Source organism: Ornithinimicrobium cryptoxanthini (assembly GCF_023923205.1).
In the GTDB taxonomy this organism is placed as follows: Bacteria; Actinomycetota; Actinomycetes; order Actinomycetales; family Dermatophilaceae; genus Ornithinicoccus; species Ornithinicoccus cryptoxanthini.
In genome coordinates this window covers 1250194-1274348 of sequence record NZ_CP099490.1, presented here as the reverse complement: position 1 = coordinate 1274348, position 24155 = coordinate 1250194, and the positions used below count along the sequence as shown (strand labels likewise).

Annotated in this window: 21 protein-coding genes; 7 read left to right on the top strand and 14 right to left on the bottom strand. The window is 69.5% G+C overall.

Translation table 11 applies throughout. The features are described 5' to 3' along the window. Position 1: 1 nt before the first annotated feature. The 5 genes from NF557_RS05945 to NF557_RS05925 all read right to left on the bottom strand — a co-directional run bounded on the left by NF557_RS05945 (position 2) and on the right by NF557_RS05925 (position 4938). The gene (locus tag NF557_RS05945; RefSeq protein ID WP_252622599.1) at positions 2-1885 is read right to left on the bottom strand and encodes a peptidoglycan D,D-transpeptidase FtsI family protein; all 1884 of its coding nucleotides are present in this window, start codon (positions 1883-1885) and stop codon (positions 2-4) included. Positions 1886-1888: 3 nt separating this feature from the next. Next, a complete protein-coding gene (gene ftsL / locus NF557_RS05940; RefSeq protein ID WP_252622597.1) occupies positions 1889-2374 on the bottom strand; it encodes a cell division protein FtsL in 486 nt (161 codons plus the stop codon). Positions 2375-2379: 5 nt separating this feature from the next. Next, positions 2380-3366: a 16S rRNA (cytosine(1402)-N(4))-methyltransferase RsmH gene (gene rsmH, locus NF557_RS05935; RefSeq protein ID WP_252622595.1), complete on the bottom strand. Its 987-nt coding sequence runs from the start codon at positions 3364-3366 to the stop codon at positions 2380-2382. A 337-nt stretch (positions 3367-3703) separates the two neighbouring features. Continuing rightward, a complete protein-coding gene (mraZ, locus tag NF557_RS05930) occupies positions 3704-4132 on the bottom strand; it encodes a division/cell wall cluster transcriptional repressor MraZ (RefSeq protein WP_252623944.1) in 429 nt (142 codons plus the stop codon). Between the two features lie 278 nt (positions 4133-4410). Continuing rightward, positions 4411-4938, bottom strand: a complete 528-nt coding sequence (locus NF557_RS05925; protein WP_252622593.1) for a hypothetical protein — start codon at positions 4936-4938, stop codon at positions 4411-4413. A 335-nt stretch (positions 4939-5273) separates the two neighbouring features. Between NF557_RS05925 and NF557_RS05920 the strand changes: the two genes are divergently transcribed. Genes NF557_RS05920 through NF557_RS05910 form a run of 3 tightly spaced genes read left to right on the top strand, consistent with a single transcriptional unit; the run spans position 5274 to position 9826 of the window. Continuing rightward, a complete protein-coding gene (locus NF557_RS05920) occupies positions 5274-6248 on the top strand; it encodes an AAA family ATPase (protein ID WP_252622591.1) in 975 nt (324 codons plus the stop codon). A 45-nt stretch (positions 6249-6293) separates the two neighbouring features. Continuing rightward, positions 6294-7517, top strand: a complete 1224-nt coding sequence (locus NF557_RS05915; RefSeq protein WP_252622589.1) for a DUF58 domain-containing protein — start codon at positions 6294-6296, stop codon at positions 7515-7517. Continuing rightward, the gene (locus tag NF557_RS05910) at positions 7514-9826 is read left to right on the top strand and encodes a transglutaminase TgpA family protein (RefSeq protein WP_252622587.1); all 2313 of its coding nucleotides are present in this window, start codon (positions 7514-7516) and stop codon (positions 9824-9826) included. The genes NF557_RS05915 and NF557_RS05910 overlap by 4 nt, the downstream gene beginning before the upstream one ends. A gap of 43 nt (positions 9827-9869) precedes the next feature. Here NF557_RS05910 and NF557_RS05905 read toward each other — a convergent pair whose 3' ends face one another. After that, positions 9870-10835 (bottom strand): NAD(P)-dependent alcohol dehydrogenase, encoded by a 966-nt coding sequence (locus NF557_RS05905; RefSeq protein WP_252622585.1) that lies wholly within the window; start codon positions 10833-10835, stop codon positions 9870-9872. 70 nt (positions 10836-10905) lie between these two features. Here NF557_RS05905 and NF557_RS05900 point away from each other — a divergent pair, with 70 nt between their 5' ends. Next, positions 10906-11226 (top strand): GNAT family N-acetyltransferase, encoded by a 321-nt coding sequence (locus NF557_RS05900; RefSeq protein ID WP_252622583.1) that lies wholly within the window; start codon positions 10906-10908, stop codon positions 11224-11226. Positions 11227-11236: 10 nt separating this feature from the next. Here the strand turns inward: NF557_RS05900 and NF557_RS05895 are convergent, their stop codons facing one another. The 5 genes from NF557_RS05895 to NF557_RS05875 form a co-directional block, all read right to left on the bottom strand. Next, positions 11237-11995 carry a class I SAM-dependent methyltransferase gene (locus tag NF557_RS05895; protein ID WP_252622581.1) on the bottom strand — a complete coding sequence of 253 codons (759 nt, stop codon included), beginning with the start codon at positions 11993-11995 and terminating at the stop codon, positions 11237-11239. Between the two features lie 156 nt (positions 11996-12151). Next, positions 12152-14005 (bottom strand): RNA polymerase sigma factor, encoded by a 1854-nt coding sequence (locus tag NF557_RS05890; protein WP_370584459.1) that lies wholly within the window; start codon positions 14003-14005, stop codon positions 12152-12154. Between the two features lie 346 nt (positions 14006-14351). Next, positions 14352-14765 carry a universal stress protein gene (locus NF557_RS05885; protein WP_252622579.1) on the bottom strand — a complete coding sequence of 138 codons (414 nt, stop codon included), beginning with the start codon at positions 14763-14765 and terminating at the stop codon, positions 14352-14354. Positions 14766-14947: 182 nt separating this feature from the next. Continuing rightward, positions 14948-16186 carry a DUF4192 domain-containing protein gene (locus NF557_RS05880; protein WP_252622577.1) on the bottom strand — a complete coding sequence of 413 codons (1239 nt, stop codon included), beginning with the start codon at positions 16184-16186 and terminating at the stop codon, positions 14948-14950. Between the two features lie 98 nt (positions 16187-16284). Further along, positions 16285-16989, bottom strand: a complete 705-nt coding sequence (locus NF557_RS05875; RefSeq protein ID WP_252622575.1) for an EcsC family protein — start codon at positions 16987-16989, stop codon at positions 16285-16287. Positions 16990-17102: 113 nt separating this feature from the next. Between NF557_RS05875 and NF557_RS05870 the strand changes: the two genes are divergently transcribed. Further along, the gene (locus NF557_RS05870) at positions 17103-18311 is read left to right on the top strand and encodes a hypothetical protein (RefSeq protein WP_252622573.1); all 1209 of its coding nucleotides are present in this window, start codon (positions 17103-17105) and stop codon (positions 18309-18311) included. Positions 18312-18493: 182 nt separating this feature from the next. On the opposite strand, the gene NF557_RS05865 is transcribed toward NF557_RS05870, so the two are convergent. After that, entirely contained in the window at positions 18494-19423 is a 930-nt protein-coding gene (locus NF557_RS05865; RefSeq protein ID WP_252622571.1) for a PAC2 family protein, read from the bottom strand. 131 nt (positions 19424-19554) lie between these two features. Here NF557_RS05865 and NF557_RS05860 point away from each other — a divergent pair, with 131 nt between their 5' ends. Continuing rightward, complete coding sequence (locus tag NF557_RS05860; protein WP_252622569.1) at positions 19555-21732, top strand: alpha/beta hydrolase family protein; 2178 nt, start codon at positions 19555-19557, stop codon at positions 21730-21732. 12 nt (positions 21733-21744) lie between these two features. Here NF557_RS05860 and NF557_RS05855 read toward each other — a convergent pair whose 3' ends face one another. Then, complete coding sequence (locus NF557_RS05855; RefSeq protein WP_252622567.1) at positions 21745-23094, bottom strand: amidohydrolase family protein; 1350 nt, start codon at positions 23092-23094, stop codon at positions 21745-21747. Between the two features lie 292 nt (positions 23095-23386). On the opposite strand from NF557_RS05855, the gene NF557_RS05850 reads away from it, so the two are divergent. Further along, the gene (locus NF557_RS05850; RefSeq protein ID WP_252622565.1) at positions 23387-23590 is read left to right on the top strand and encodes a cold-shock protein; all 204 of its coding nucleotides are present in this window, start codon (positions 23387-23389) and stop codon (positions 23588-23590) included. A gap of 98 nt (positions 23591-23688) precedes the next feature. Here NF557_RS05850 and NF557_RS05845 read toward each other — a convergent pair whose 3' ends face one another. After that, positions 23689-24090 (bottom strand): YkvA family protein, encoded by a 402-nt coding sequence (locus NF557_RS05845; RefSeq protein ID WP_252622564.1) that lies wholly within the window; start codon positions 24088-24090, stop codon positions 23689-23691. Positions 24091-24155: the final 65 nt, after the last annotated feature.

Here is a 24155-nt window from a genome sequence, read left to right as displayed (position 1 = left end):
GTTAGGGCGTTCCTTCCTTGATGGCGATGTCGCCCAGTGTGGCACCACGAGGACCGCCGGGCGCAGGAGCGTCCGGATCATAGTCCAGCTTGACCGGAGGTGCCTCGGTCGTGCTCGGCTCCACCCCGCGGGAGGTCAGCGCATAGCGCATCACCTCGGAGAAGACCGGGCCGGCCAGCGAGCCACCCCACTTGCCGCGCGTCGGCTTCTGGATCGCTACGGCGACGACCAGCTGCGGGTCATCGGCTGGTGCGTAGCCGATGAAGCCCGCGGTGACCCCGGAGTAGCGGCCCAGGTTGGGGTCGTAGCGGTCGGCGGTGGAGGTCTTGCCCGCCACGCGGTAGCCCTCGACCGCCGCCAGTGGCGCGGTGCCCTCGGGGCTGGGGACATACTCCATGATCGCGGTCAGCTCGTCGGCAGTCTCCTGCGAGATGACCCGCTCGCCCTTATCGCCCGCCTCCGGCTTGAAGCGGCCGTCCTCGTCGTGGGTGCCCTGGATCAGCTTGGGTTCGACGTGGACGCCGCCGTTGGCGACGGTCTGGAAGACGCCGATCTGCTGGAGCATGGTGCTGGACAGGCCCTGGCCGTAGTACATCGTGTATTTGCTGGTGGCGCTCCAGTCCTCCGGCGGGTGCACCAGGCCGGCGGACTGGCCGGGGAAGCCGAGCGTGGCCGTGCTGCCCATGCCGAACGCCTTGATGTAGTCGTAGAACACGTCGTCCGGCAGCTCCTCGCCATACATGATCGTGCCCATGTTGGAGGAGGTGGCGAGCACGCCGGCGAAGGTGACATAGGGGTTGTCCGGGTCGTGCGCGTCCTTGAAGCTGCGGCCGGCGCGGTGCAGCCGGTTCGGCAGCACGAAGGGCGTGTCGAGGTCGATGATCTCCTCCTCGAGCGCGGCCGCGGCCGTGATCACCTTGGAGGTCGAGCCCGGCTCATAGACGTCCTCGAAGAGCGGGTTGCGCAGGCCCTTGCTGGTCTGCGTCGGCTTCGCCGGGTCGTATGACGGATAGCTGGCGGCCGCGAGGATCTCACCGGTGTTGGGATCCATCACCACGGCATAGCCGGAGAGTGCGCCGGCCTGCTCGACCATCGCGGCGACCTCGTTGTAGGTGAACCACTGCAGGTCGCTGTCGATGGTCAGGCGCACGTCCTGGCCGGCCACCGCTGGGATCTCGTCGTTGGTGCCGGTGGTGATGATCTCGCCGCGGCCGCCGAGCTCGAAGGTCGCCGTGCCGGGAGTGCCGGTCAGGTCCTGGTCAAACATCAGCTCGATGCCGTTGGCGGGCAGGCCGCCGGAGCCCACCCAGCCGACCAGCGGCGCCATCGAGGCCCCGAGGGGGTAGGTGCGCTTCATGTAGGGCTCGGAGTAGATGCCCGGGATGCCCAGGGCCTTGACCTCCTGCCACACCTGCGGTGAGACGTCCTTGGTCAGATAGGTGAAGCGGGCCGCGTCGGGCTCGTGCAGCTTGCGCTCGATCTGCGCGGCGTCGCCGCCGGTGACGGCCGCGATGTCCGCGGCGGCACCGGCATAACCGACCTCGACGCGCTCACCGTCGATGCGCTTGGTGTAGGTCACGACCGCGGTCGGGTCGCCCACGATGTGCTTGCGCTCGAACGACTCGGCCAGCGCCACGCCCTTGGCGTCATAGATGGTGCCGCGCTGGGCCGGGATGGTCGTCTCGGTCAGGCGCCGGTCGAAGGCTGCGGCGGAGACGCTGGCCGCGTCCAGGCCCTGCAGCTTGACCAGCTGGGCGCCGAACAGGCTGAAGACGATCAGGATGCCAAAGAGCATGAAGCGCATCCGGCGCTGCGGGTGGACGACTCCTGCGGTCTTGACCGCGCCCTTGCGAGGCCGCTGCTGGGGTGGACGCCGATCCGCCACTGCTCAACCTCCCTGAACGACTCCCGCGATGGCGCGTTCGATCCGCGCCACGTCCTTTTGTGCAACGGACACAAAGGGCGTGATCACCGTAAAGCTGTCGGTAGGGTCAACGTGGGCCGCCACGCCGAGGACCTCGTTGTCAGACAGCCGCAGCACGGCCGTCGACGGCGAGGGGACGAGTCCGAGACGCTCCGCCTCGACAGCGAGGGTCTCCGGGGAGCGCTTCATGGACAGCTCGGCCTCGAGCGTGACCCGGGTGTCGTGCAGCTGGGTCTGCTCGCCGCGCAGGTCCGACAGGACGAAGGAGCTCTCCGCCCGCTGGATGTTGAGCATCAGGGCGCTGAGCAGCCCGGCCACCACCAGGGTGATGCACAGTGCGACGAACCCCGCGTGGCTCTGCGTCTTGGGCGTGGCGTCCACCACGCGCAGCCGCGCCCGCGGCGCAGGCGCCGTGCGCGACCCCCGGAAGGCCGGGCGGGCCACCGTCATCAGGCTCATCGTGCGCTCTCCCTCATGTTCGTGGTGTCACGGGTGCGTTCTGCGGCCCGGAGCCGCACGGACGCGGCCCGGGGGTTGGTGGCGATCTCGGCCTCGTCGGCCATCTCGGCGCCGCGGGTGAGCAGCGTGAGCCAGGGCTGGTGCTCGGGCAGCTCGAAGGGCAGCTCCGGCGGGGCCGAGCTGGTCGCGCCGGCGGCCAGGCCCCGCTTGGTGATCCGGTCCTCCAGCGAGTGATAGGACAGGACCGCGATCCGCCCGCCCACCGGCAACAGGGACAGGGCTGCGGGAAGTGCGTCCCGCCAGACGGACAGCTCGGCGTTGACCTCGATCCGCAGCGCCTGGAAGGTCCGCTTGGCCGGGTGCCCGCCCGAGCGCTGCGAGGCGGCCGGGACGACCCGGTGCAGCAGCTCCACGAGACGGGCCGAGCGGGTGAACGGCTCCTTGTCGCGCTCGGCGACGAGCGCGCGGGCGATCTTGCGGGCGAAGCGCTCCTCGCCGAAGTCGCGCAGGATCGACTCGAGCTCGGCCAGCTCATAGGTGTTGATGACGTCCGCGGCGGTCAGGCCGGTCTGCTGGTCCATCCGCATGTCCAGCGGGGCGTCCATGCGATAGGCGAAGCCGCGCTCGGCCTCGTCCAGCTGCAGCGAGGAGACGCCGAGGTCAAACAGGATCGCGTTGGCCTGGGCGATGCCCCGCTCGGCCAGCGCCTGCGGGATCTCGTCATAGACCGCGTGCACCGGGACGAAGCGGTCGCCAAAAGGAGCGAGGCGCTCCCCCGCCAGGGTCAGCGCCTCGGTGTCCCGGTCGATGCCGACCGCCGTGGCGTGCGGGCAGGCCGCCAGGATCGCCTCCGTGTGGCCGCCCATGCCGAGCGTGCCGTCGACATAGACGGCGCCCTCGCCCTGCAGCGCCGGCGCGAGGAGCTCGACGATGCGCTCGGCCAGGACCGGCACGTGTCGCTCTGCCGTGGGGCGTTCGGTCATCGTCTGCTCCTCTCGTGTCTTGGGGGTGGCGGTGGCGGTCCCAGCTGCTGTGTGCCCTGGGACCTGGTCCCCCTCCGCCTCGTCCGAGTGGTCCGCCCGGCTCCGGGGAAGTGGAGTCGGGTGGCGCTTCTCGTGGTGCGCCCGGCTCCGGGGAAGTGGAGTCGGGTGCGGACGCTGCGGCTGGAGACCAGATGTCAGGGACTGCCTGCTGGTCGGTGGTGCGGTCGTGGTCGGTGGCGCGGTCGTGGTCGGTGGTCTCGGCTGGTCGGGGTGGGGTCTGGCTGACCGTGGTGGAGTGAAGTGGAGCGGCGCGGTGGGGCGAAGTGGAGGACCTGCCTCACAGCCCCGGGACCACCTCCTCGCTCTGGTTGGCGAAGCCCTCCTCGTGCTCGGCGACGTAGGCCTCCCAGGCCGCGGCGTCCCAGATCTCGATCCGGTTGCCGGTGCCGATGACGGTGCACTCGTGGGTCAGCCCGGCATAGTCGCGCAGGATCGCCGGCACGGTGACCCGACCCTGCTTGTCGGGGATCTCGTCAGAGGCGCCGGAGAGGAGAAGCCGCTGGTAGGCACGCACGCCGGCGTTGGTGGTCGGTCCGTTCTGCCACTGCTCGGCGACCTTCTCGAACTCGGCCATCGGATAGACATAGAGGCAGCGCTCCTGCCCGCGCGTCATGACCAGGCCACCGGCGAGCTTGTCGCGGAACTTGGCCGGCAGGAACATCCGGCCCTTGTCATCGAGACGGGGCGAGTAGGTCCCGAGCAACAGCACCGCGACCACCCCTTCCCAGCACCGTTGGCTACTCCCTGGTCATCCAGTGTGCCCCACACTACTCCACTTCCCCCCACTGTCAACGCCAAACTGGCGCGTTTTGTGGGTCGCTTGGGAGCAATTGCGCTGGTCAGCGATGGTGGGGGGAAAGTGGGGAAAATTCGGACCGTCGTCCGGGCACACAGACGCGCGCCGTCGGCACGCGAACGTGCCGACGGCGTCGATAACTACGGCCTCAGAACCTGTCAGAGCGCCGAGGCGGGAGCTCTGCCCGCTCAGTCCGGCGTCACGACCAAGGTCACCGTGGCCGTGAAGTCCTCGTCCGGGAAGTCGGGCGACGACGAGGAGTACTGGCTGACGTAGGTGCCGGGCTCGAGATCGAGCACCACCCCGGTGATCTGGTAGGCGGTCATGCCCTGTCCAGCCATGACGTGGTATTTGACGGGGGTCCGGACGATCGGGACCTCGACGAACTCGCCCAGGCTTCCGTCGGCCATCACCTCGGCGAGAAGCACAGTGTCCTGCACCCGCTTCATGATGCCCTTGACCTCCGCTCGGGTGTATCCGTCGGACTCCCAGTCCCACCAGGTGAACGCCGTCATGCCGGCGAAGACGTCGTCCTCGGAGAAGGTGAAGGTTTCCCCATCGTCGTAGAGGACGTAGCGACAGTTCGTGATCGCGTCGACGATCCCGGTGTTGACTCGGCCCTCCCGGACCTGGTTGGCCGCGACGATGCCCGCGTTGATGACCTTCTGCGCCGACCCCCGCGTGCACTTGTCGGGCGGCGCTGCTTGTGCGGTCACGGTCGAGCTGACTGCCAGAACACCAGCCGCGAACGTGGCTAATAGGCTCTTCGTTTTCATGGCTTCCCCGATCTCAAGGGATGTGCCCCGTGACACATCCTTGAGAACCAGATTCCTCCTCTGGTCACCCGGAAATCAAGAGTCCAAGGACGGAAAGTTTGAGCTGGCGACGGCGGGAGTCTCAATCGTCGTCCGGTTCCCTCCGGCGGATGGAGTAGCCCGCCATGCCGGACGTGACAAAGAGGTGGGTGCAGCAACCCGTTGCGCCTCCCAGCACGTAGTGTTTTGACAAGAGCCCGTTCCCCAAACGCCGGATGATGAGGCAGGATTCGTCTATGACCGTGCCCGCGCAGACCGCAACCGACCTGGACTCCGTGCAGTCTGTCGCTCACGACATCCACCGAGCCGTCAGCACGGTCATCGAGGGCAAGGAGGACGCGGTCCGGACCGCGGTGACCGTCCTGCTGGCCGAGGGCCACCTGCTCGTCGAGGACGTCCCCGGTGTCGGCAAGACCATGCTGGCCAAGGCGCTGGCCAAGTCGATCGACTGCAACGTCAGCCGCGTCCAGTTCACCCCCGACCTGCTGCCCAGTGACATCACCGGCGTCAACGTCTTCAACCAGACCACGCACGAGTTCGAGTTCCGCAAGGGCGCGATCTTTGCCAACATCGTGGTCGGCGACGAGATCAACCGTGCCTCCCCCAAGACCCAGTCCGCGCTGCTCGAGTGCATGGCCGAGCGGCAGGTCACAGTCGACGGCACGACATACCCCCTCCCCGGCCCGTTCCTGGTGATGGCCACGCAGAACCCGATCGAGATGGAGGGGACCTATCCCCTGCCCGAGGCCCAGCGCGACCGTTTTATGGCACGCGTCTCGATGGGCTACCCGTCCGGTGCGGCTGAGCTCGCGATGCTGGAGTCGCACGGCGAGCACGACCCGCTGGGCGACCTTCGCCCGGTCACCGACGGCGCCACCGTGCAGCGGCAGATCCAGGCGGTCCGGCAGCTGCACACGGCTCAGGCACTGCGGGAGTATGTCGTGGCGCTGATCACCGCGACCCGGCGCCACTCCTCGCTGCGGTTGGGGGCCTCCCCGCGCGCCAGCCTGCAGCTGCTCGGCGCGGCCCGCGCCAACGCCGCGCTCTCCGGGCGCGACCACGTCCTGCCCGAGGACGTCCAGCGCCTGGCGCCCAACGTGCTCTCCCACCGGTTGATCCTCACCGGTGAGTCACAGCTGACCGGACGCACCACCGGCGACGTCATCTCCGAGATCCTGCAGCGCACCCCGGTGCCCTCGGGCCGACGCTGAGTCCCTGACGTGCGTGCCCCGGGGGTGCTGACGAGTCGGGGCCAGATGTTCCTTGCCCTGGGGGCGATCACGGCGGCGGCCGGCATGCTGCTGGGCTATCGCGACGTGACGCGCATCGGCGTCCTCCTGGCGGTCCTGCCCCTGCTGGCCATGCTGCTGGTCCGCCCGAAGCCGCCGTCGATCCGCGTGCAGCGCATCGTCACGCCCAGCCGCCTGCACCCCGACCAGCAGGGCGAGGTCGAGGTCCACTTCGGCAACGTCGGCCAGAAGCAGACCCCGCTCTATCTGGCTGAGGAGCAGTTCGACTATGCGCTCGGCGACCGGCCGCGCTTCCTGCTCCCGCGCCTGGCCCCGCAGGAGACGAGACGGCTGCGATACACCGTCCGCAGCCGACACCGCGGCGCCTTCGCCATCGGCCCGATCACGCTGCGCCGGCGCGATCCCTTCGGGCTGACGCACGTGGCGATGCAGCTGCCCGCGACCGTGGAGCTCCTGGTGCTGCCCTTCATGTGGGACCTGGGTGACCGCCGCGTGGCGGGGCAGGGCCGCGGCACCGAGGGCGAGCTGCCCCAGATGGTCTCCCTGCACGGCGAGGACGACGTGTCGATCCGGCAGTATCGCGACGGTGACGAGCTGCGCCGGGTGCACTGGCCGGCCACCGCCCACCGCGGCGAGATCATGGTGCGCCAGGAGGACCGCCCGGCCCGCCGCCGGGCCGTGCTGCTGCTCGACTCGCGCGCAGGCGCCTATCCAGGCACCGGCTTCCAGCCGGCCTTCGAGTGGGCGGTCAGTGCGATCGCGTCCCTGGCTCGCCACCTGATCAAGGACGGCTTCGTCGTCCACCTGCTGACCCACCGCACGGTCGAGGACGGTTCTGCCGGCGTGGCGGTCGACCTCCAGCCCGCGTTGGCGGCCCTAGCCCGGGCCAGGGCCGACCAGGACTCCAGCTTGGAGCCGCTCGCCGCAGCCGCCCACAGCTTCACCTCCGGCGGCGTCCTGCTGATCAGCGTCGTCGTCGCCCACGACCGGGCCGAGCTGTCGAACCTGGCCGCCGTGCGCGAGCCGGGGTCGAGCGCGCTGGCGATGGTGATCGACCCCGACGCCTACCGGAGCGACCAGTCGGGTGCGGGACACAGCGAGCAGTCGCGTCGGCATACAGAGATCCTGCGTCAGGCCGGGTGGCAGACCGTGCTCGTCGGCCCCGAGGACTCCGTGCCCGGCGCGTGGCAGCAGCTGCGGGCGATCCGGCGCTCGGGGATGCTGACATGAGGTTCAACCTTGACCGCGGGCTCTGGCCGGAGGCGCTGCTGGCCGCTCTCGCCACGCTGACCGTCGCCTGGCCGCTGACCACCCTGCTGCGCGAGAGTCCCTGGGTCGGTCCGGCCATCCTGCTGATCCTGACGGTGGCGGTGGTGGGGTCAGCGCTGCGCAGCCTCGATGTCAACCCGACCTTCGTGGTGCTCGCCCAGATCCTCGCGGCGCTGGCCGGTGTCATCGGACGCTATCTGGGCGAGACACTGCGCTGGGTCGTGGTGCCCGGGATGGAGACCCTCGAGCAGGCCCGCGCGCTGCTGCAGGATGCCGGGACGGTCCTGCGGGAGTATGCCGCACCGGCCCCCACCACGGAGGGCGTCGAGTTCCTCATCGTCTCGGTGCTGGTGCTCACCGCGATCTCCGTCGACTCGATCGCGGTCACCGGACGGGCACCTGCGACGGCGGGCATCCCGCTGGCCGCCGCGTTCCTGGTGTCGGTCTCCAACACCGGCACGGCCATGCAGCCCTGGTTCTTCGCCGCGGCCGCCCTGGCGTGGCTGCTCCTGGTGGCCCAGCAGGGCAACCGGCTCGTGTCGGGCTGGAGCTCGGCCGACCGGCGCGAGTCGGTCGGCTCGCACGACGTCTCCTTCGGCCCGACCGGTCACCGGCGGGTGGCCCGGATCCTGGCGGGCACCACTGTGGTCGCGGCACTCGTGCTCGCCTCCGTCGCGCCGCACCTGCCGCCGACCTTCCTGACCGACGGGCTGGCCCGCAGCGATGAGGGTCGCTCGCTGGGCGGCACCGGCTCGGTCAGCTTCACCGAGACGATGGACGTCACCGCAGACCTGGCCAACCAGTCGGACGAGCCGGTGATCCGCTATCGCGCCGCCGCGCGCCTCCAGCAGCCGTTGCGGGTGACCGCGACCACGGAGTTCGACGGCCGGCGCTGGCTGCCGCCCGACTACGTCGCGGACGTGACCCAGGAGGGACTCCTGCGCCCCCCGCGCGAGGGGACCGGCGACATACGACCTGATGTGCCGTTCGACGTCGACCAGCTGTCCGTGCTGAGCAACGGCCTGCGGATCCCGCACCTGGCGCTCCCCTCCCCCTTTGAGTCGGTCCGCGCGGACGTGCCGATGACCTATGACACCGAGACGCTCGCGGTGCGGCTGGAGGACCCGGCCAACACCTATGAGGTGACGTATGTCGACGTGGCGCCCCGCGGGTCCCTGCCCGAGGGCATCGGCCAGGCTGACGCCGATCCGGCTGCGTGGGGCCAGGCCGTCGCGTCCGACCCGGCGGCCGAGGCTGCCATCGCGGAGCTGACCGAGGAGGTCGTCGGGGACGCCACCAACGACGTCGAGGTGGCCTCACTGATCCAGGCACACTTCCGCAGCGGCCTCTACAACTACGACCTGCAGCTCGCGCCCGGGCTGGACCGCAACGACCCGGTCACCCACTTCCTGGCGACCAGGCAGGGCTACTGCGTGCAGTTCGCCACCGCCATGGTGATGATGGCCCGGCACGAGGGCATCCCCGCCCGCATGGCGGTTGGCTTCCTGCCCGGCGAGCAGCAGGCCAACGGGTCCTGGTCGGTCGTGGCCAGCGACGCGCACACCTGGCCCGAGCTGTGGATCGACGGGCTCGGCTGGACCCGCTTCGAGCCGACCCCGGGCGTGCGGACCGGCCCTCCCCCGGCCTACTCCCAGCTTGGCCAGAACACCTTCTCGGCGGACCCGACGATCAGCGGCGAGGAGACCCCGTCGGCGACGCCGACCCAGCAGCCGACTGGTGCGCAGGAGTCGACCAGCTGGTGGGACAACCTGCTCGACGCGCTGCGCACAGCAGGCCCGATCCTGCTGCGGGCGCTGGCGTTCGTGCTGGTGCTCGGGCTGATCACGGCAGTCATCGCCATCGCCGGACGCCGGCACCGGGAGGCGGTGCTGCGCCACGCGGACACCCCGCAGGAGCGGATCGAGGGCCAGTGGGAGCTGTTGAAGCGCTCGCTGGAGGACTATGGCGTTGATCCGCCACCCGATCGCAGTCCACGCGAGATGGGTGAGCACTATCGGTCCAAAGCCCGCCTGGACCGTCCTTCCGGCGAGGCGCTCTCGCGGGCGACGGCGACCCTGGAGCGGGCGCGCTATGCCGCCCCTGAGCAGACCGTGGCCTCAGACGACGCCACGATGCACCGCGACGTCGTCACCGTCCTGGACAACGTCACCTCCGAGCTGCCGTGGAACATGCGGGTCAGCGCCAAATTGTTCCCGCGCTCGGGTGTGCACTACATCAGGTCGGTCGTGCGGCGCTGGCTGCCCCGCTAGCCCGCACCGCGACCCACTCCTGCGCGTCGCTGCGGACTCGACATCAGGACAGCGTGATCACCACGTTGCCGATCTTTTGCCCGGTTTCGACAAAGCGGTGGGCAGCCACGATGTCCTCCAACGGATAGGTGCGGTCGATCAGGGGGCGGAACGTCCCGGCCGCGAGATGGTCGCGGATCTCCTCCACCACTGACTGGTTGTCCTCCGGGAACGGAAAGACCACCCGGCGGTGGCCCCGGCGCATCGTCCCGACCAACGACAACGGCAGGTTCTGCCAGCCGGGCCCGAGCTCGGATGAGACATAGACACCATCCGGGCGCAGGAGCCGACGACAGCGGCCGAAGGAGCTCTTGCCGACGGCGTCGAAGACCAGGTGGAACTGCTGCGGCAGGTCCCTGAAGTCCTCGGTCAGGTAGTCCACGACGCGGTCGGCGCCCAGCTCCAGGACCACGTCCGCGTGCTCACCGGCGCACACTGCGGTCACGTTGACCCCCATGGCCGCGAGCTGTTGCACCGCCGCTGAGCCGATCCCGCCCGTCGCACCGATGACCAGGACGTGCTGGCCCGGCCCCACCCCGGCGCGACGCAGGGCGGACCGGGCGTAGTGGAACCCCTCGGTGGCCGCCGCGGCCGTGGTCAGGGGGACCCCGGCCGGGACGGTGGCGACCGACGAGGTCTGGGGTGCCACGGCATACTCCGCGTGCGCCCCGAACCGCCCCTCGCAGTAGCCGAAGACCAGGTCTCCCACGGCGAACCGGTCCACCCCTTCACCCAGGCCGACCACCTCACCGGCGAACTCGGTGCCCAGGATCGTGCGCCGAGGGCGGCGCAGACCAGTGAACGACCTCATGAAGAACGGTCGGGCGGCGCGATAAGCACAGTCGGTGCGGTTGACCGTGGTCGCATCCACCCGGATGAGGAGTTCGCCGTCACCGGGTTCGGGAACGGGCACCTCGGTGACCGAGACCACGTCCGGTGGCCCGTAGCGGAGGTTCACGGCTGCTCGCACGCACCCGACTCTATCCGCGCGAGGTTGGGCCCGCTGAGCACGGACTCACCGGTGGTGGCAGGGTGGCCACATGGAACCTGAAGTCACCAAGCAGACCGGCCCCGACCGCTTTGAGCTGACCGTCGACGGCACCACGGCTGGGTTCGCGCAGTTCGTCGACCACGACGGCAGTCGCGTTTTCTATCACACCGAGGTCTTCCCGGAGTTCGGTGGCCAGGGCCTGGCAGGCGTCATGGTCAAGGAGGCGCTGGGGGCCACGCGTGAGGAGGGGCTGCGGATCGTCCCGGTGTGCCCCTATGTCAAGAAATACGTCACCAAGCACGAGGAGTGGACCGATCACGTGGACCGTCCCACGCGGGAGATGCTGCACGCGATCCCCAAGGACAGCTAGCTAGGGGCGCTCACACGGTGGCGACGGCGCACCAGGCGTCGACCGGCATCGTGAAGGCCCCATCGGGCAGCAGCCGCCGGGTGCGCTCGCGCAGCTCGTGGCGGGCCCGCTCGTCGAGACCGGCAACATAGTCCCCGGCCGGACCGATGCCGAGCAGGAACGGCTCCCACCAGTCCTCGAAGGATGCGATCGGGACCTCGGCAGTCAGGACACTCTCCTCGACCTGCCTCAACCCTGCCGACCGGAACAGCTCGCCAAGCTCACCCCGCGCCCCGCCCGGCCTGGCCTGGGAGACGACCCAGCTCGGATCAACCTCGGCCACGGCGGTCTGGAACGGCGACACCGGTCCGCGTGCGCCCGGCGTGAGGTCCCAGACAGCCGCCGCCACCGTGCCACCCGGTCGGGTCACCCGGGCCATCTGCCTGAGCCCGGCGACCGGGTCAGCCATGAAGTGCACCACCAGTTGGGCGAGGCTCAGATCGAAACTGTCGTCGGCGTGCGGCAGGTGCTCGGCCGTCCCCTCCCGGACGCTCAGCCCCGGGAAGCGCTCGGCGATGGCAGCCACGAACGGCGGGGACGGGTCGACGGCCTCGACGTGGTCGAGCCCCAGCCGCTCGATGAGGACTTCCGTCAGGGCACCGGGACCGCACCCGACGTCCAGCGCGCGCTGGCCCGCCCGGACACCGGTGCGGTCCGCGAAGACCTGCGCGAGGGGGCGGGAGAAGCGCCCCATGAATCTGTCATAGGAGTCCGCCGCATTGAAGGCCACCCTTCAGCGTAGACCCGACAGCCGGCACGGACCAGAGATTTCCGCAGACCTGGGCCCACGGCATACGCACCCTCCACGCAATATGCTCTGCCCCGGCTGGTGGGGCAGAGCATATTGTCACGACGTTGGCGGTATGCCGTCAGGCAGGTCGGCCGATCAGTCCAGGTAGTCGCGCAGCACCTGGGAGCGCGACGGGTGGCGCAGCTTGCTCATCGTCTTGCTCTCGATCTGGCGGATGCGCTCGCGGGTCACGCCATAGACCTTGCCGATCTCGTCCAGGGTCTTGGGCTGGCCGTCGGAGAGCCCGAAGCGCATCGAGACCACGCCGGCCTCCCGCTCGGACAGCGTGTCCAGCACCGAGTGCAGCTGCTCCTGGAGCAGCGTGAAGCTGACCGCGTCGGCCGGCACGACTGCCTCGGAGTCCTCGATCAGGTCACCGAACTCGGAGTCGCCGTCCTCGCCCAGCGGGGTGTGCAGCGAGATGGGCTCGCGGCCATACTTCTGGACCTCGACGACCTTCTCCGGCGTCATGTCCAGCTCGGCCGCCAGCTCCTCCGGGGTGGGCTCGCGGCCCAGGTCCTGGAGCATCTGGCGCTGCACGCGGGCCAGCTTGTTGATGACCTCGACCATGTGCACCGGGATGCGGATGGTGCGGGCCTGGTCGGCCATCGCGCGGGTGATCGCCTGGCGGATCCACCAGGTGGCGTAGGTCGAGAACTTATAACCCTTGGTGTAGTCGAACTTCTCGACCGCACGGATCAGCCCGAGGTTGCCCTCCTGGATCAGGTCCAGGAAGAGCATGCCGCGACCGGTGTAGCGCTTGGCCAGCGACACCACCAGCCGCAGGTTGGCCTCGAGCAGGTGGTTCTTGGCGTTCTTGCCGTCCTGGGAGATCCACCACAGCTCACGCTTGAGCTTGGCCTCGATCTTGTCGCCCGACTTCAGGCGCTCCTCCGCAAAGAGGCCGGCCTCGATCCGCTTGGCGAGCTCGACCTCCTGCTCGGCGTTGAGCAGGGCGACCTTGCCGATCTGCTTGAGGTAGTCCTTGACCGGGTCGGCGGTGGCGCCGGCCGTGACGACCTGCTGGGCCGGAGCGTCATCGTCATCGCCCTGGCTCAGGACGAAGCCCGTGTCCTCGGCGTTGGATGCGCTGCCTGCGGCCGGCTTGGGAGTGGCGACGACATTCTCGCTCGACTTGTCCTCGTCGTCGGCGTCCTCATCAGCGTCGAGATCCTCGTCGTCGATGACCTCGGCGGCGGCCGCCTTGGCGGCAGCCTTCTTGGCCGCCGCGGTCTGACGGGCGGTCGCCTTCTTGGCCACCGGAGCCTTCTCGCCAGCGGCCGCCTTGGCCGCCCCACGAGTAGTGCTCGCCTTGGCTGCGGTCTTGGTGGCTGCAGTCTTCGTGGCTGCCGTCTTGGTCGCAGCAGTCTTGGCAGCAGCCGTCTTTGTGGCAGCAGCCTTGGTCGTCGCGGCCTTCTTGGTCGCGGGCGCAGCCTTGGCCGGAGCCTCCGCAGCGGTCTTGGTCGTCGCCGTCTTAGCGGCGGCCGCCTTGGTCGTCGCGGCCTTCTTGGTCGCGGGCGCAGCCTTGGCCGGGGCCGCCTTCGACGCCGTGGTCTTGGCGGTCTCAGCCTTCGCAGGAGCCGCCTTCGTCGCGGTCTTGGTCGTCGCCGTCTTGGTGGCAGCGGTCTTCGAAGCGGCCTTGGGGGCAGCCGTGGTGGACTTCGCGGCAGTCTTCTTGGCCGCCGTCTTGCGGGTCCGCTTTGCTGGTGTGGCCTCGGTGCCGTCCATCTCGACAGCGATCGCGTGGTCGTGCAGCACGCGCAGCACCTTCGCCTGGGTCTTCTTGTCCGGCAGCTTGGCAACTTCCAGTGCGTCGCGCACCTGGGAGATCGTCACCTGGCCAGACTGCTTGCCGCGCTTGAAGAGCGTCTCCAGCTCGGGCTTGCTGAACTCGGCCGGCAGGTCAGCGTCGGGGATGGGAGCGGACTTCTTGGCTGTCACGGGTTGCACCAGCTACTTTCTGGGGTGCTCGCGGGGCGGACTCGGAGGAAAGTTCGCCGGGCACGGAGGAGCACCCAGGACGGTCGGAGTGTTGGCAATCCAGGCTGTCCACCGAGTGGAGCGGACAAGCACCTGTTGACATTATAAAACCCTGACCGGTCCAGAGTTGTTCCCGCACCCGGCGCAAGTCCCTGACCAGCACGGATGCCGGAGCCCGCTCCGAACAACACAAACGGCCCGGCGGTCACCGGCCGCAGGAGTCACGCGGGGTGCGCGTGGTTGCGGCGATGACCACCGGGCCGTCGGTAAGTTTCCAGCTGGGACAGTCCGTCTGCTCAGACGACAGTCCGTCTGCTCACGCGTCGTCGACCTCGTCGGCCTTGACAGCCAGCACCGGGCAGGAGGCGTCGAGCAGGATCCGCTGGGCGTTCGAGCCGAGGATCAGCTTGCCCACCGGCGTGCGGCGACGCAGCCCGATGACGATGAACTCGGCACCGGACTTCTCGGCCACCTCGATCAGGTCCTCGCTCGGCTCGTTGCCACGCACCAGCGCGCGCACCTCGTGCTCGATGCCCTCGGCGTCCAGCTGGGACTGCACCCGGCTGAGCTCGGTCTCGAAGCGCTGGGCCTCCTGGGCGTCGAAGTCGCGGCCGCCACGGTGGCTGTTCACCACGACCAGCTTGAGGTGACGCAGCGACGCTTCCTGGGCAGCCCGACGCAGCGCGGCGCGGCCCTCCTTGGTGGGCACATATCCAACGACGATCGTCATGTTTAGCTCTCTCTCCAGGGGTGCGGCCGTTCACAGGGAGATTACACGTCGTGGACGGACCAGTCAGCGCCCGCATCCATGGGCCAAACCGGGGCGCCCACACCCGGCGCCCTCACCCGGCGCGCACACCCGGCGCACACACCGCGCCCACACCCGGCGGGCACGACCCTGGCTCCTCGGCCTCAGGCCACCACAGCGAACGGACCCCCCGGCGGCCGCACACCGTGCTGCAGCAGCTGATCGATCAGCTGAGCCAGGGTGTATTCCGGCTGGAACTCCAGAGCACGCTCGACTGCGATGTTGGCGATCGTGCCGTTGTTGAGGATCCAGGCGCACTGAGCCGTCACGGACAGCACAGGCGCCGCGACCTCGTCCGGGACCAGGCCGCAGACCTCGACCAGCCGGTCCAACCGCCTGCTGTCGCACAGCCTCGACAGCGGCAGGTGACGCACGAACGCAGCCCAGACCTCGGCGGGAAGCATTCCAGGACCAAGCTGTCCCGGTGCCAGCCAGCTGATCAACGCGTCACGGAAGTCGCGGTCCCACAACATGGCCAACCCCTGGGCGACGACCGCCGGCGGCAGGTCGCGCACCGTCGGCGCGCCGGGTGTCGTGTCGAGCATCCGCTGCCATGCCCTCGCCCCGCGCTCGACGAACCGGAGCTCCGAGACCAGCGGGCCGGCGCCCGCGGCAGCGGCCCCGCCCGAGGACTCCTCCGCGCCCGCGGCAGCGGCCCCGCCCGCGGACTCCTCCGCGCCCGCCGCATCTGTCGTCCCCGAGGAGCTTCCCGCGCCCGAGGGCTCCCCCTCCCGCGCCGGACCACGCGTGCGGTGCAGCGTCTCGAGGAAGCGGTCCGCATAGGCGTCGAGCTCGGCCAGGAGCACTGCCTGGTCGGCCTGGTCGGTGTCGAACCTTCCCCAGACCCGGGCTGTCAGCTCAGCCCGGCTCGGGCCGGGCTGCATCCCGCGATAGACCAGGTCGGCGACCGCCGGGACGTTCTCCACGGCCGGGAGAGTGCGCCATACTCCCCCGTCGTCCCCGACCTCGTGCCAACGGTCGCCGCGCACCCGGGCCACCCCACCGACCCCGACGCCCTTCGACTCGCACATCCGGCTCACCGCGGCCAGCGTCTCGGTGGAGTCCTGGTCGGTCTCGAAGGCACACAGGATCACCCCTGCAGGCTTCTCACGGCGCACGACGTCGGCGAGCATCTGCACGACCTGGCTGCGGCAGCGCGCGTCAGGGGGCAGGTCCACCCGGCACTTGAGGGTGATCCGTGTCGGCGATGAGGTGGCAGGTGCTGCGTCGCCGCGGGCGAGGAAGGTCAGGACCAGGCTGTCCACCGGTCGATAGCCGAGCTGGTGGGGCAGGCTCACGACCAGGTCGGCCAGGCTGGTGAAGCGGATCTTGGGCGTCGTCATACGGCCACCCTCAGATCCGGGCACACCCGCTGCCTAAGGTGCGCCCGGATCTGTGGACGACGCGCTCGGGCGAGATGCCCGGTGGATAAGTCGGAGGCTCAGACGCTCGACTCGGTCAGCGCCCGGGCGGGGAACTCCTCGCGGGCAAAGTCGGCGATCTTGTTCAACAGATAGCCGTCCAGGCCGGCGCCGACCAGGCCACCGGCGACCGGAATAGCCCGGGTGAACCGGCTGACGGTCTTGGTGCCGAGCTGGGTGGCGAGCTTGAAGCCCACGCCCTTGTTGATCATCATCACGGCGGTCTTGGGCAGCCGCTGCATCGCCACCTGCGCGAGCCGGCCACCACCGGTGATCCCCGCCTTGGCCAGCAGGTCCTGGGAGTCCCCGCCCACGAGGGTGAGCATGATGGCGGCGCGCACCTCGGGCTTGCCCAGCTCATAACCGCGGATGTGCGCGATGCTGCCCACCATCCGGGTCGCGATCACATAGAACCCGACGATGTTGGCCGGTAGCGAGACAGCCATCGTGAACAAGCCACCGAACCCGGTCGCGAACCCGCCAGCGGCCCCCATCTTGATGTGGGAACGGACGATCTTGTCGATCGCCTTCTCGCGCTGGCCACTCTTGTCTGCGAGCGCCTCGTCGACAATCTCGGTGACGGAGTCGAGCGGACCGAGCCCGTCGATGCCGACGTCCATCAGCCTGCCGACCAGTGCGTTGGCGGTGCGAGCGGTGACGCCGCTCTCGTCGAGGGCCTCTGCGGCCTCTGGTTCCTTGTCTCTGCCGATCCCGAACAGGCCCACGGGCTCTCCTGTCTGTTCGACCGCAACTTGCCTGCGGCGCTTTTGCCTCATCCTGCCACCGGTGGCGCGGAGGTGCAGGCTCGAGTGACAGTGGGGTGCGTTAGGTTTCTGGCATGGGTAATGGGCAGAGGTCATCCGGCGCATCACGGGCCCTGGGTTCGTTTGCGGTGCTGTTCACGCTGGCCGGTCTGGTGCTGTTGGGGCTCGGGCTCTTCGGCGTGCTCAACACCGCCACCCCGAACATGACCGGCATCAACGCGGGCCAGTCGGTCCGTGTCCCTGATAGCGGCATGTCGCTCTGGGCCGAGGAGGACGTGCGAGATGACACGGTCTGCACGGTGGGCGAGGCGACGATGGAGCGCCCGACCGCGGCCTACTCGGTCGACGTCCAGGACCGTCCGTTCTATGAGGTGGCGCGCACGCCCAGCACGCTCAACGCGGGCACCTACCCGGTCTCCTGCGAGGGCACCGACGCGGCGGTCTATGTCGGTCCCAACGCGACCCGCACCACCGCCCCCGGCATCATCGGCAACCTCGGTCTGATCCTGGGCGGGATCTCCCTGGCCCTGGCCGCGATCCTCGGCCTCGGGGCGCTGATGACGCGCAGGAAGCGCAGGGCGGCGCCAGCCGACCAGCCCTATCAGTACAGCTCCTACGGTTCCGGCGCGGCGCCGTATGCCGACCCGCACCAGTCCCCCTACGGCCAGTCGCCCTATGCTCCCGCTCAGGGCCAGGGCTCCTACGGACCGGACCAGACGCAACAGTTCCCGACGGTGCCCCCGGGCTACGGCCCACCTGGTCAGGGTCCCTATGGCGCGCCGGATCCGACGCAGGGCTACGGGCAACAGGGCTACGGGCAACAGGGCTACGGCCAGCAGGGCTACGGCCAAGACCAGACCCAGGGCTACAGCCAGTACGGGCAGGGCGACGCCTCGCAGGACCCGACGCAGGGCTATGGCCAGCAGCAGTACGGCCAACAGCCGCAGCAGGACCAGACTGCTTATGGTCAGCCGCAGCAGGACCAGACGGCTTATGGCCAGCAGAGCTATGGCCAGGAGGCTCCGGGCTCCTACGGCGCGAGCCAGCAGCCCTCCTCGGGGGCGACGGCCTGGTCTCCGGGACAGCCCATCCCCGGTGCCGCCTCAAGCCCGGATGCCACCCCTGACCCGTCCTTCCAGCAGGGCGACGGTGAGCAGGGCAGCGGCGAGCAGGGCGACCGCGAGCGCGCCGAGGCCGACCATGGCGACGACGCGCAGGACAACGAGAGCGACCAGACGCAGCAGCTCCCACCTCCCCCGCCGCGTTGGGATGACAACAACTGACTAGCTCCGACAACTCAGAGCGGCCCCGGTACGCACGTCGCGCACCGGGGCCGATCTGTCGGAGATTTCGACCGCCGGATTGTCTGCCGCGGCCTGCATTCGGGAGGTCAAACGGATGGATCCTCATCGAGCGGCCGGTCTCAGCCAACAGCCGGGTCCCGCTCGAGCGGTGGACCCCCGCCTCACTCCTGCTCTGAGGACTCCTCGCCGTCGGAGACCTCGCGCAGGAAGTCCTCGAACTGCGCACCGATCTCGTCGGCGCTGGGCAGCTCGCCCACCTCAGCCGCCAGCAGGCTGCGCTTGCGCTGCCCCTCGACGAAGCGGTCGTAGCGCTGCTCGAGTGCCGCGACCACCTCGGCGGCGTCCTCGTTCTCGGCGAGCTCACGAGCGATCTCGGCACGGTTCAGACCCGCTGCGGCCGCGAGCGCGTCGCGGGGCAGGTCCGCGCCCGTGAAGCCGACCAGCTTGTCGAGGGCCGCGACCGCGGCGTCCCCGAACTGTGCCTCGGCCAGATAGTGCGGCACGTGCACCGCCACGCCCATCGTCTCGACGCCGGCGTTGCCAAGGCGCAGGTGCAGCAGCGACTCAGCGCTGCCGGGCACCTTGACGGTCCCAAACATCGGGTCGGCGGGGCCAAGCAGCTCACGGTTGCTGGCATAGCTCGTCGCGCCGATCGGGCGGGTGTGCGGCACTGCCATCGGCACGCCGTGTGCAGAGACCATCCGCCGCACGCCGAAGCCCAGGCACAGCTGGTGGACGGCCTCGACGAACGCCTCCCAGTGAAAGTCCGGCTCCATGCCGTCGAGCAGCAGGAACGGCTCCCCCGAGCGGTCGATGACCCGATAGAGCACCAACTCGGGCTCCTCGAAGTCGCTCCACTGGTCACTGTCAAAGGTCATCATCGGCCGGCGCGAGCGATAGTCGATCAGCGAGTCCATCTCGAACTTGGCCACGACCGTGTGCTCCAGGTGCTCGAGCAGGTGCCCGGTCAGCTGGCTGCGCACGTTGCCGGCGTCCATGAAGCCCTCGAGCGACACGTGCAGCAGCGGCGCGTGCTGCGGCTGCCGGGCCGGCTCGGGCTCCAACTGATAGAGCGAACTCGGGTCGATCACGTCAGTCCTCCTCAGGTCTCACGATGCACAACGCGCGGGCCGGCCCGGTGATTCCATGATGTATGCCGTGGGGCCGGCTGACCGAACGCCGCACCAGCGTTGCTGTCGGACGCCAATGATAAGAAGGAACCATGACACCGGAGCCGCAGGCCGCCCCCACCGTGTTCGACGATCTTGATCACTATGTCGCGATGCCCCGGTTGGGTGGTCTCGCGCTGAGCCCCGACGGCAGCCGGCTCGTCACGACGGTGACCACGATCAACCGGGCCGGGACGGGCTACGCCACCGCACTCTGGGGCCTGGACCCCACCGGTGAGCGCGCGGCATACCGCATCACGCGCAGCGCCAAGGGTGAGGCGGGCGCCGCGTTCAGCAGCACCGGTGCGCTCTTCTTCACCTCGGCCCGGCCCAACCCGGACAGCGACGACGAGACGCCCCGGGCCGCGCTGTGGGAGATCCCGGCCGAGGGCGGCGAGGCGCGGGTCGTGCACTCGCGCCCGGGCGGGGTGTCGCAGGTGCTCTGCGCGCGTGACGCCGACGTGACGGCCGTGGTCGCGAGCGTGCTGCCCGGGGCCACCGACGAGACCTCGCACGCCGCGATCCACAAGGCCCGCAAGGACGCCGACGTGCACGCGATCCTGCACGACGGCTACCCCGTGCGGTTCTGGGACGCCGACCTCGGCCCGAGCGCGCCGCAGCTGTTCGTGGCCGAGCCGGACGCGGACAACACCCCGAAGCGCCCGACCACCACCGACCACGTGCCGCCCCTGAAGCTGCGCCTGGTCACAGAGGGCGTCGGCGCCGCCATGCGCGACGGGGATCCGACCCTCAGCCCGGACGGCACCTTTGCCCTCGTCTCGCTCAGCGTCCCCGAGGCCCGCGGCAGCCAGCGCAGCCAGCTGGTCCGCATCGACCTGGCCACCGGCGAGCGCACCGTGCTGCTCGACGAGCCCGGTCATGAGTTCTATGCGCCGCTGATCAGCCCCGACAACTCGCGGGCCGTGGTCATCGTCGACACCCAGAGCACGCCCGAGCAGGCGCCGCACCCGGTGCTCAACCTCCTTGACCTGGCCACCGGCGAGCGCTCGCCGCTGGCTGCGGAGTGGGACCGCTGGGCGCGCCCGGCAGCCTGGCTGCCCGACGGTCGCTCCCTGCTGGTCATCGCTGACGAGGACGGCCGTGCGCCGATCTTCTCGATCGACGTGACCACCGGTGAGGTGAGCCGGGTGACCAGCGACGACTCGGCATACTCCGAGGTCGTCGTCTCCCCCGACGGGAGCAGCGCGTATGCCGTGCGCTCCAGCTATCTCTTCCCCGCCGAGGTGGTGGCGCTCGACCTGGCCAGCGGCGCGGTCACCGAGCTCCCGGGACCGGTCGAGCGCCCGCACATCCCCGGGCGCCTGGAGGAGGTCGAGACCACGACCGCCGACGGGGTGCGCGTGCGCGGGTGGCTCGCGCTGCCTGAGGGCGACGGCGGCGCGGACGGCCACCCGCTGCTCCTGTGGATCCACGGCGGTCCGCTCGGGTCGTGGAACGCCTGGACCTGGCGGTGGAACCCCTGGCTGATGGTGACCCAGGGCTATGCCGTGCTGCTGCCGGACCCGGCGCTGTCCACCGGCTACGGGCAGGAGTTCATCCAGCGCGGCTGGGGTGCGTGGGGGCAGGCGCCGTTCGAGGACCTGATGGCGGTCACCGACGCCGTGGTGGCCCGCGATGACATCGACGAGTCGCGGACGGCGGCGATGGGCGGGTCGTTCGGTGGCTACATGGCCAACTGGGTCGCCGGGCACACCGACCGGTTCAAGGCGATCGTCACGCACGCGTCGTTGTGGGCGCTCGACCAGTTCGGCCCGACGACCGACGCCGCGTTCTACTGGCAGCGCGAGATGACCCCTGAGATGGGCGAGGCCAACAGTCCGCACCGGTTCGTCGACCAGATCGTCACGCCGGTGCTGGTGATCCACGGCGACAAGGACTATCGCGTCCCGATCGGTGAGGGTCTGCGGCTGTGGTACGAACTGCTCTCGGCCTCCGGGCTGCCGGCCGACGACGAGGGTCGCACGCCGCACCGGTTCCTCTATTTCCCCAACGAGAACCACTGGATCCTCTCGCCGCAGCACGCGAAGGTGTGGTACCAGGTGGTCTCGGGCTTCCTGGCCGAGCACGTGCTGGGCCAGGCGGCTCCCGAGCTGCCGGTCGAGCTGGGGCGGTCCGCGCCGAGCGAGAAGCAGCTCAAGAAGGCCGCCGCCGCCAAGGAGGAGGCGGACGGCGACGGAGACGTCGAGGCCGAGGTTGCTTCCCGGGAGTGAGGGCTCGGGCGCTCAGAGCCCGACGTGGAGCCCATCCGTGGTGACGCCAAACTGCTCAAGCAGATAGGTGCGCGAAGCCTCACCCTCGCGGGCGAGCTGGTCATAGTTGACGCCGACCAGCTCGCCGCCCCACTTCTTGACCTTGCCGTCGACGAAGACCGTGTCGACGACCGCCGCGGAGCCGTAGGTGACGACGGCCCCGATGTCGGAGCCCCGCAACCGGGTCGTGACGTCGTCCAGGGTGATCAGCACCAGGTCCGCCTTCTTGCCGGGCTCGATCGTGCCGATCTCGTCCTGCAGGCCTGCGTTGAGGGCGCCGCCGACCGTCGCGGCTCGGAGCACGTCCGCCACGCCATACGGTCGGGGCACGTCCACCTCGCCAGCGAGTTCCGCAGTGAACGAGAGCCCTCGTTGGACGGTGAGCAGGGTGCGCATCTCGGTGAACATGTCATGCGCATAGCTGAGCTCGTTGTCGGAGCTGATGCCTTCCTGGATGGCGAGTCGGTTGGCCTCCAGGACTGGTGAGAAGCCGCCGAGTCCGTACTGCGAGTCGGACCGTGGGACCAGGTTCACCGCGGCCCCGCTGTCGGCGATGGCCTGCCACATCGTCCTGCTGAAACCCGAGCAGTGGTTGTAGGTGTGCCCGGGCGCCATCAGCCCCGTGTCGGCGAGTGACTCGATGCCGGGCACCCAGGACCCCATCTCCGCACAGAGGTCGAAGCCGTGCTCGGCCGCAAAGGTCCACGCCTCGCGCGACGGCATGACGTCCATCATCCGGAGCGTGACGAGACCCTGACCACCGCAGAAGTACTCGTCGCGCAGTCGCAGCAGATCCTCGGGAAACTGGTGATCATGGTCGCCGGCCTGGGCACCACCGGCCGCATAGACAGCGCGGATGCCGGTGGCGATCAGCGCCTCGATGGCGGCATTGGAGTGGTCTCGGGTGCGCGAGTTGTGACTGTTGTCGATGAACGTCGTCGTCCCGGCGTTGAGTGCGTGTGCGGCGGAGAGCCGCTCGGCGACTGCCATGTCCTCGGGGCGATAGTGCTGCGCGATCCCGTCGTGGGTGAGCGCCCAGTAGCGCCCGAAGTCGGCGTCGGGCGCAATCCCCCGCAACTGGCCCTCCCAGGCGTGCAGGTGGGAGTCGACGAGCCCGGGCACGACGCACGTCTGGCTCGCGTCGATGACGATCGCGGCCCCGACCTGGTCCGCCAGCCCGGGGCCGACAGCCTCGATCATGCCGCCGCTCAGCAGAAGGTCGCCGCGCACCACGCCCCGCGGCCCCATCGTCATGATCGTGGTGCCCGTGAGCAGAATGCGCACATCAGTGGAGCCGTTGCTGGCAACGATCGTGTCCCGCACCGCGGCTTGCTCTCGCAGATTCATGAGCCTGGCTTTCATCCCGGCGTTGCGAGACAGAATAGCGCTGTGACGCGGCCCTGGACAGGACACAGTCCGTGCAATCAGGCTCTCTGATGCGCAACGATATTGGCCAGGTCACCTCCTCCGTGCTAGCGTCATCTCGACCTGTCGTGAGTGTCCTGCAAGGTTTGTGCTTCCCGTGAGAACCGGGGTGCAGGATCCTGGACGTGCTCGGCAGTCCGGAGGCGCCGCACTTGTGGGCCCCGACAGCAACCAAGAAGAGGCAGCACCAGTGGCTACAGGCACCGTGAAGTGGTTCAACTCCGAGAAGGGCTTCGGATTCATCGAGCAGGACGGGGGCGGCGCTGACGTCTTCGTTCACTACTCCGCCATCGACAGCTCCGGTTACCGCGAGCTCCAGGAAGGCCAGAAGGTGGAGTTCGACGTCACCCAGGGCCCGAAGGGTCCGCAGGCTGAGCAGGTTCGCCCGCTCTGAGCTGACCAACAGCACGAAGAAGGCCCCGCGCTCTGCGCGGGGCCTTCTTGTCGTTGTGGGGGCCGGCCCCACCTGGTTTCTTGCGCAGCCGGGCTCGGTCAGACGACGTCGTAGTGCGGGACCTGCTCGTCGTGGATGACCTGGCCGGGATAGGCCGTGCCGTTCTTCTCCCAGTCGAGGAAGTCGTCGATGGCGTTGATGACCGTGACGGCGAGCCAGCCGATGACGAGCGCGTCATCCCCCAGACCCGCGACGAAGAGCATCGCCTCCGGCATCAGGTCGATGGGGCTGACGACATAACCGACGGCAGCAAGCATCATCAGCAGCTTTGAGCTGTCGATGCCGGTGTAGCGCTTGGTCGTGACGGCGCGTGCCATGCGTGGCAGGGCGGCCAGTCGTGAGCCGAGGCCGGGCGAGCCGGGTTGGCTCGCGGAGCGGATGGCGGTGGCGACGCCCATCAGGGCGCCCCAGCGGAGGGGGCGGCGTGCAGCACTGGCCATGGGTGACTCCCGTTCTGGCGCGATCATTCTCGTGGTGTCCAACGACTGACACCCCCCGAGGATTC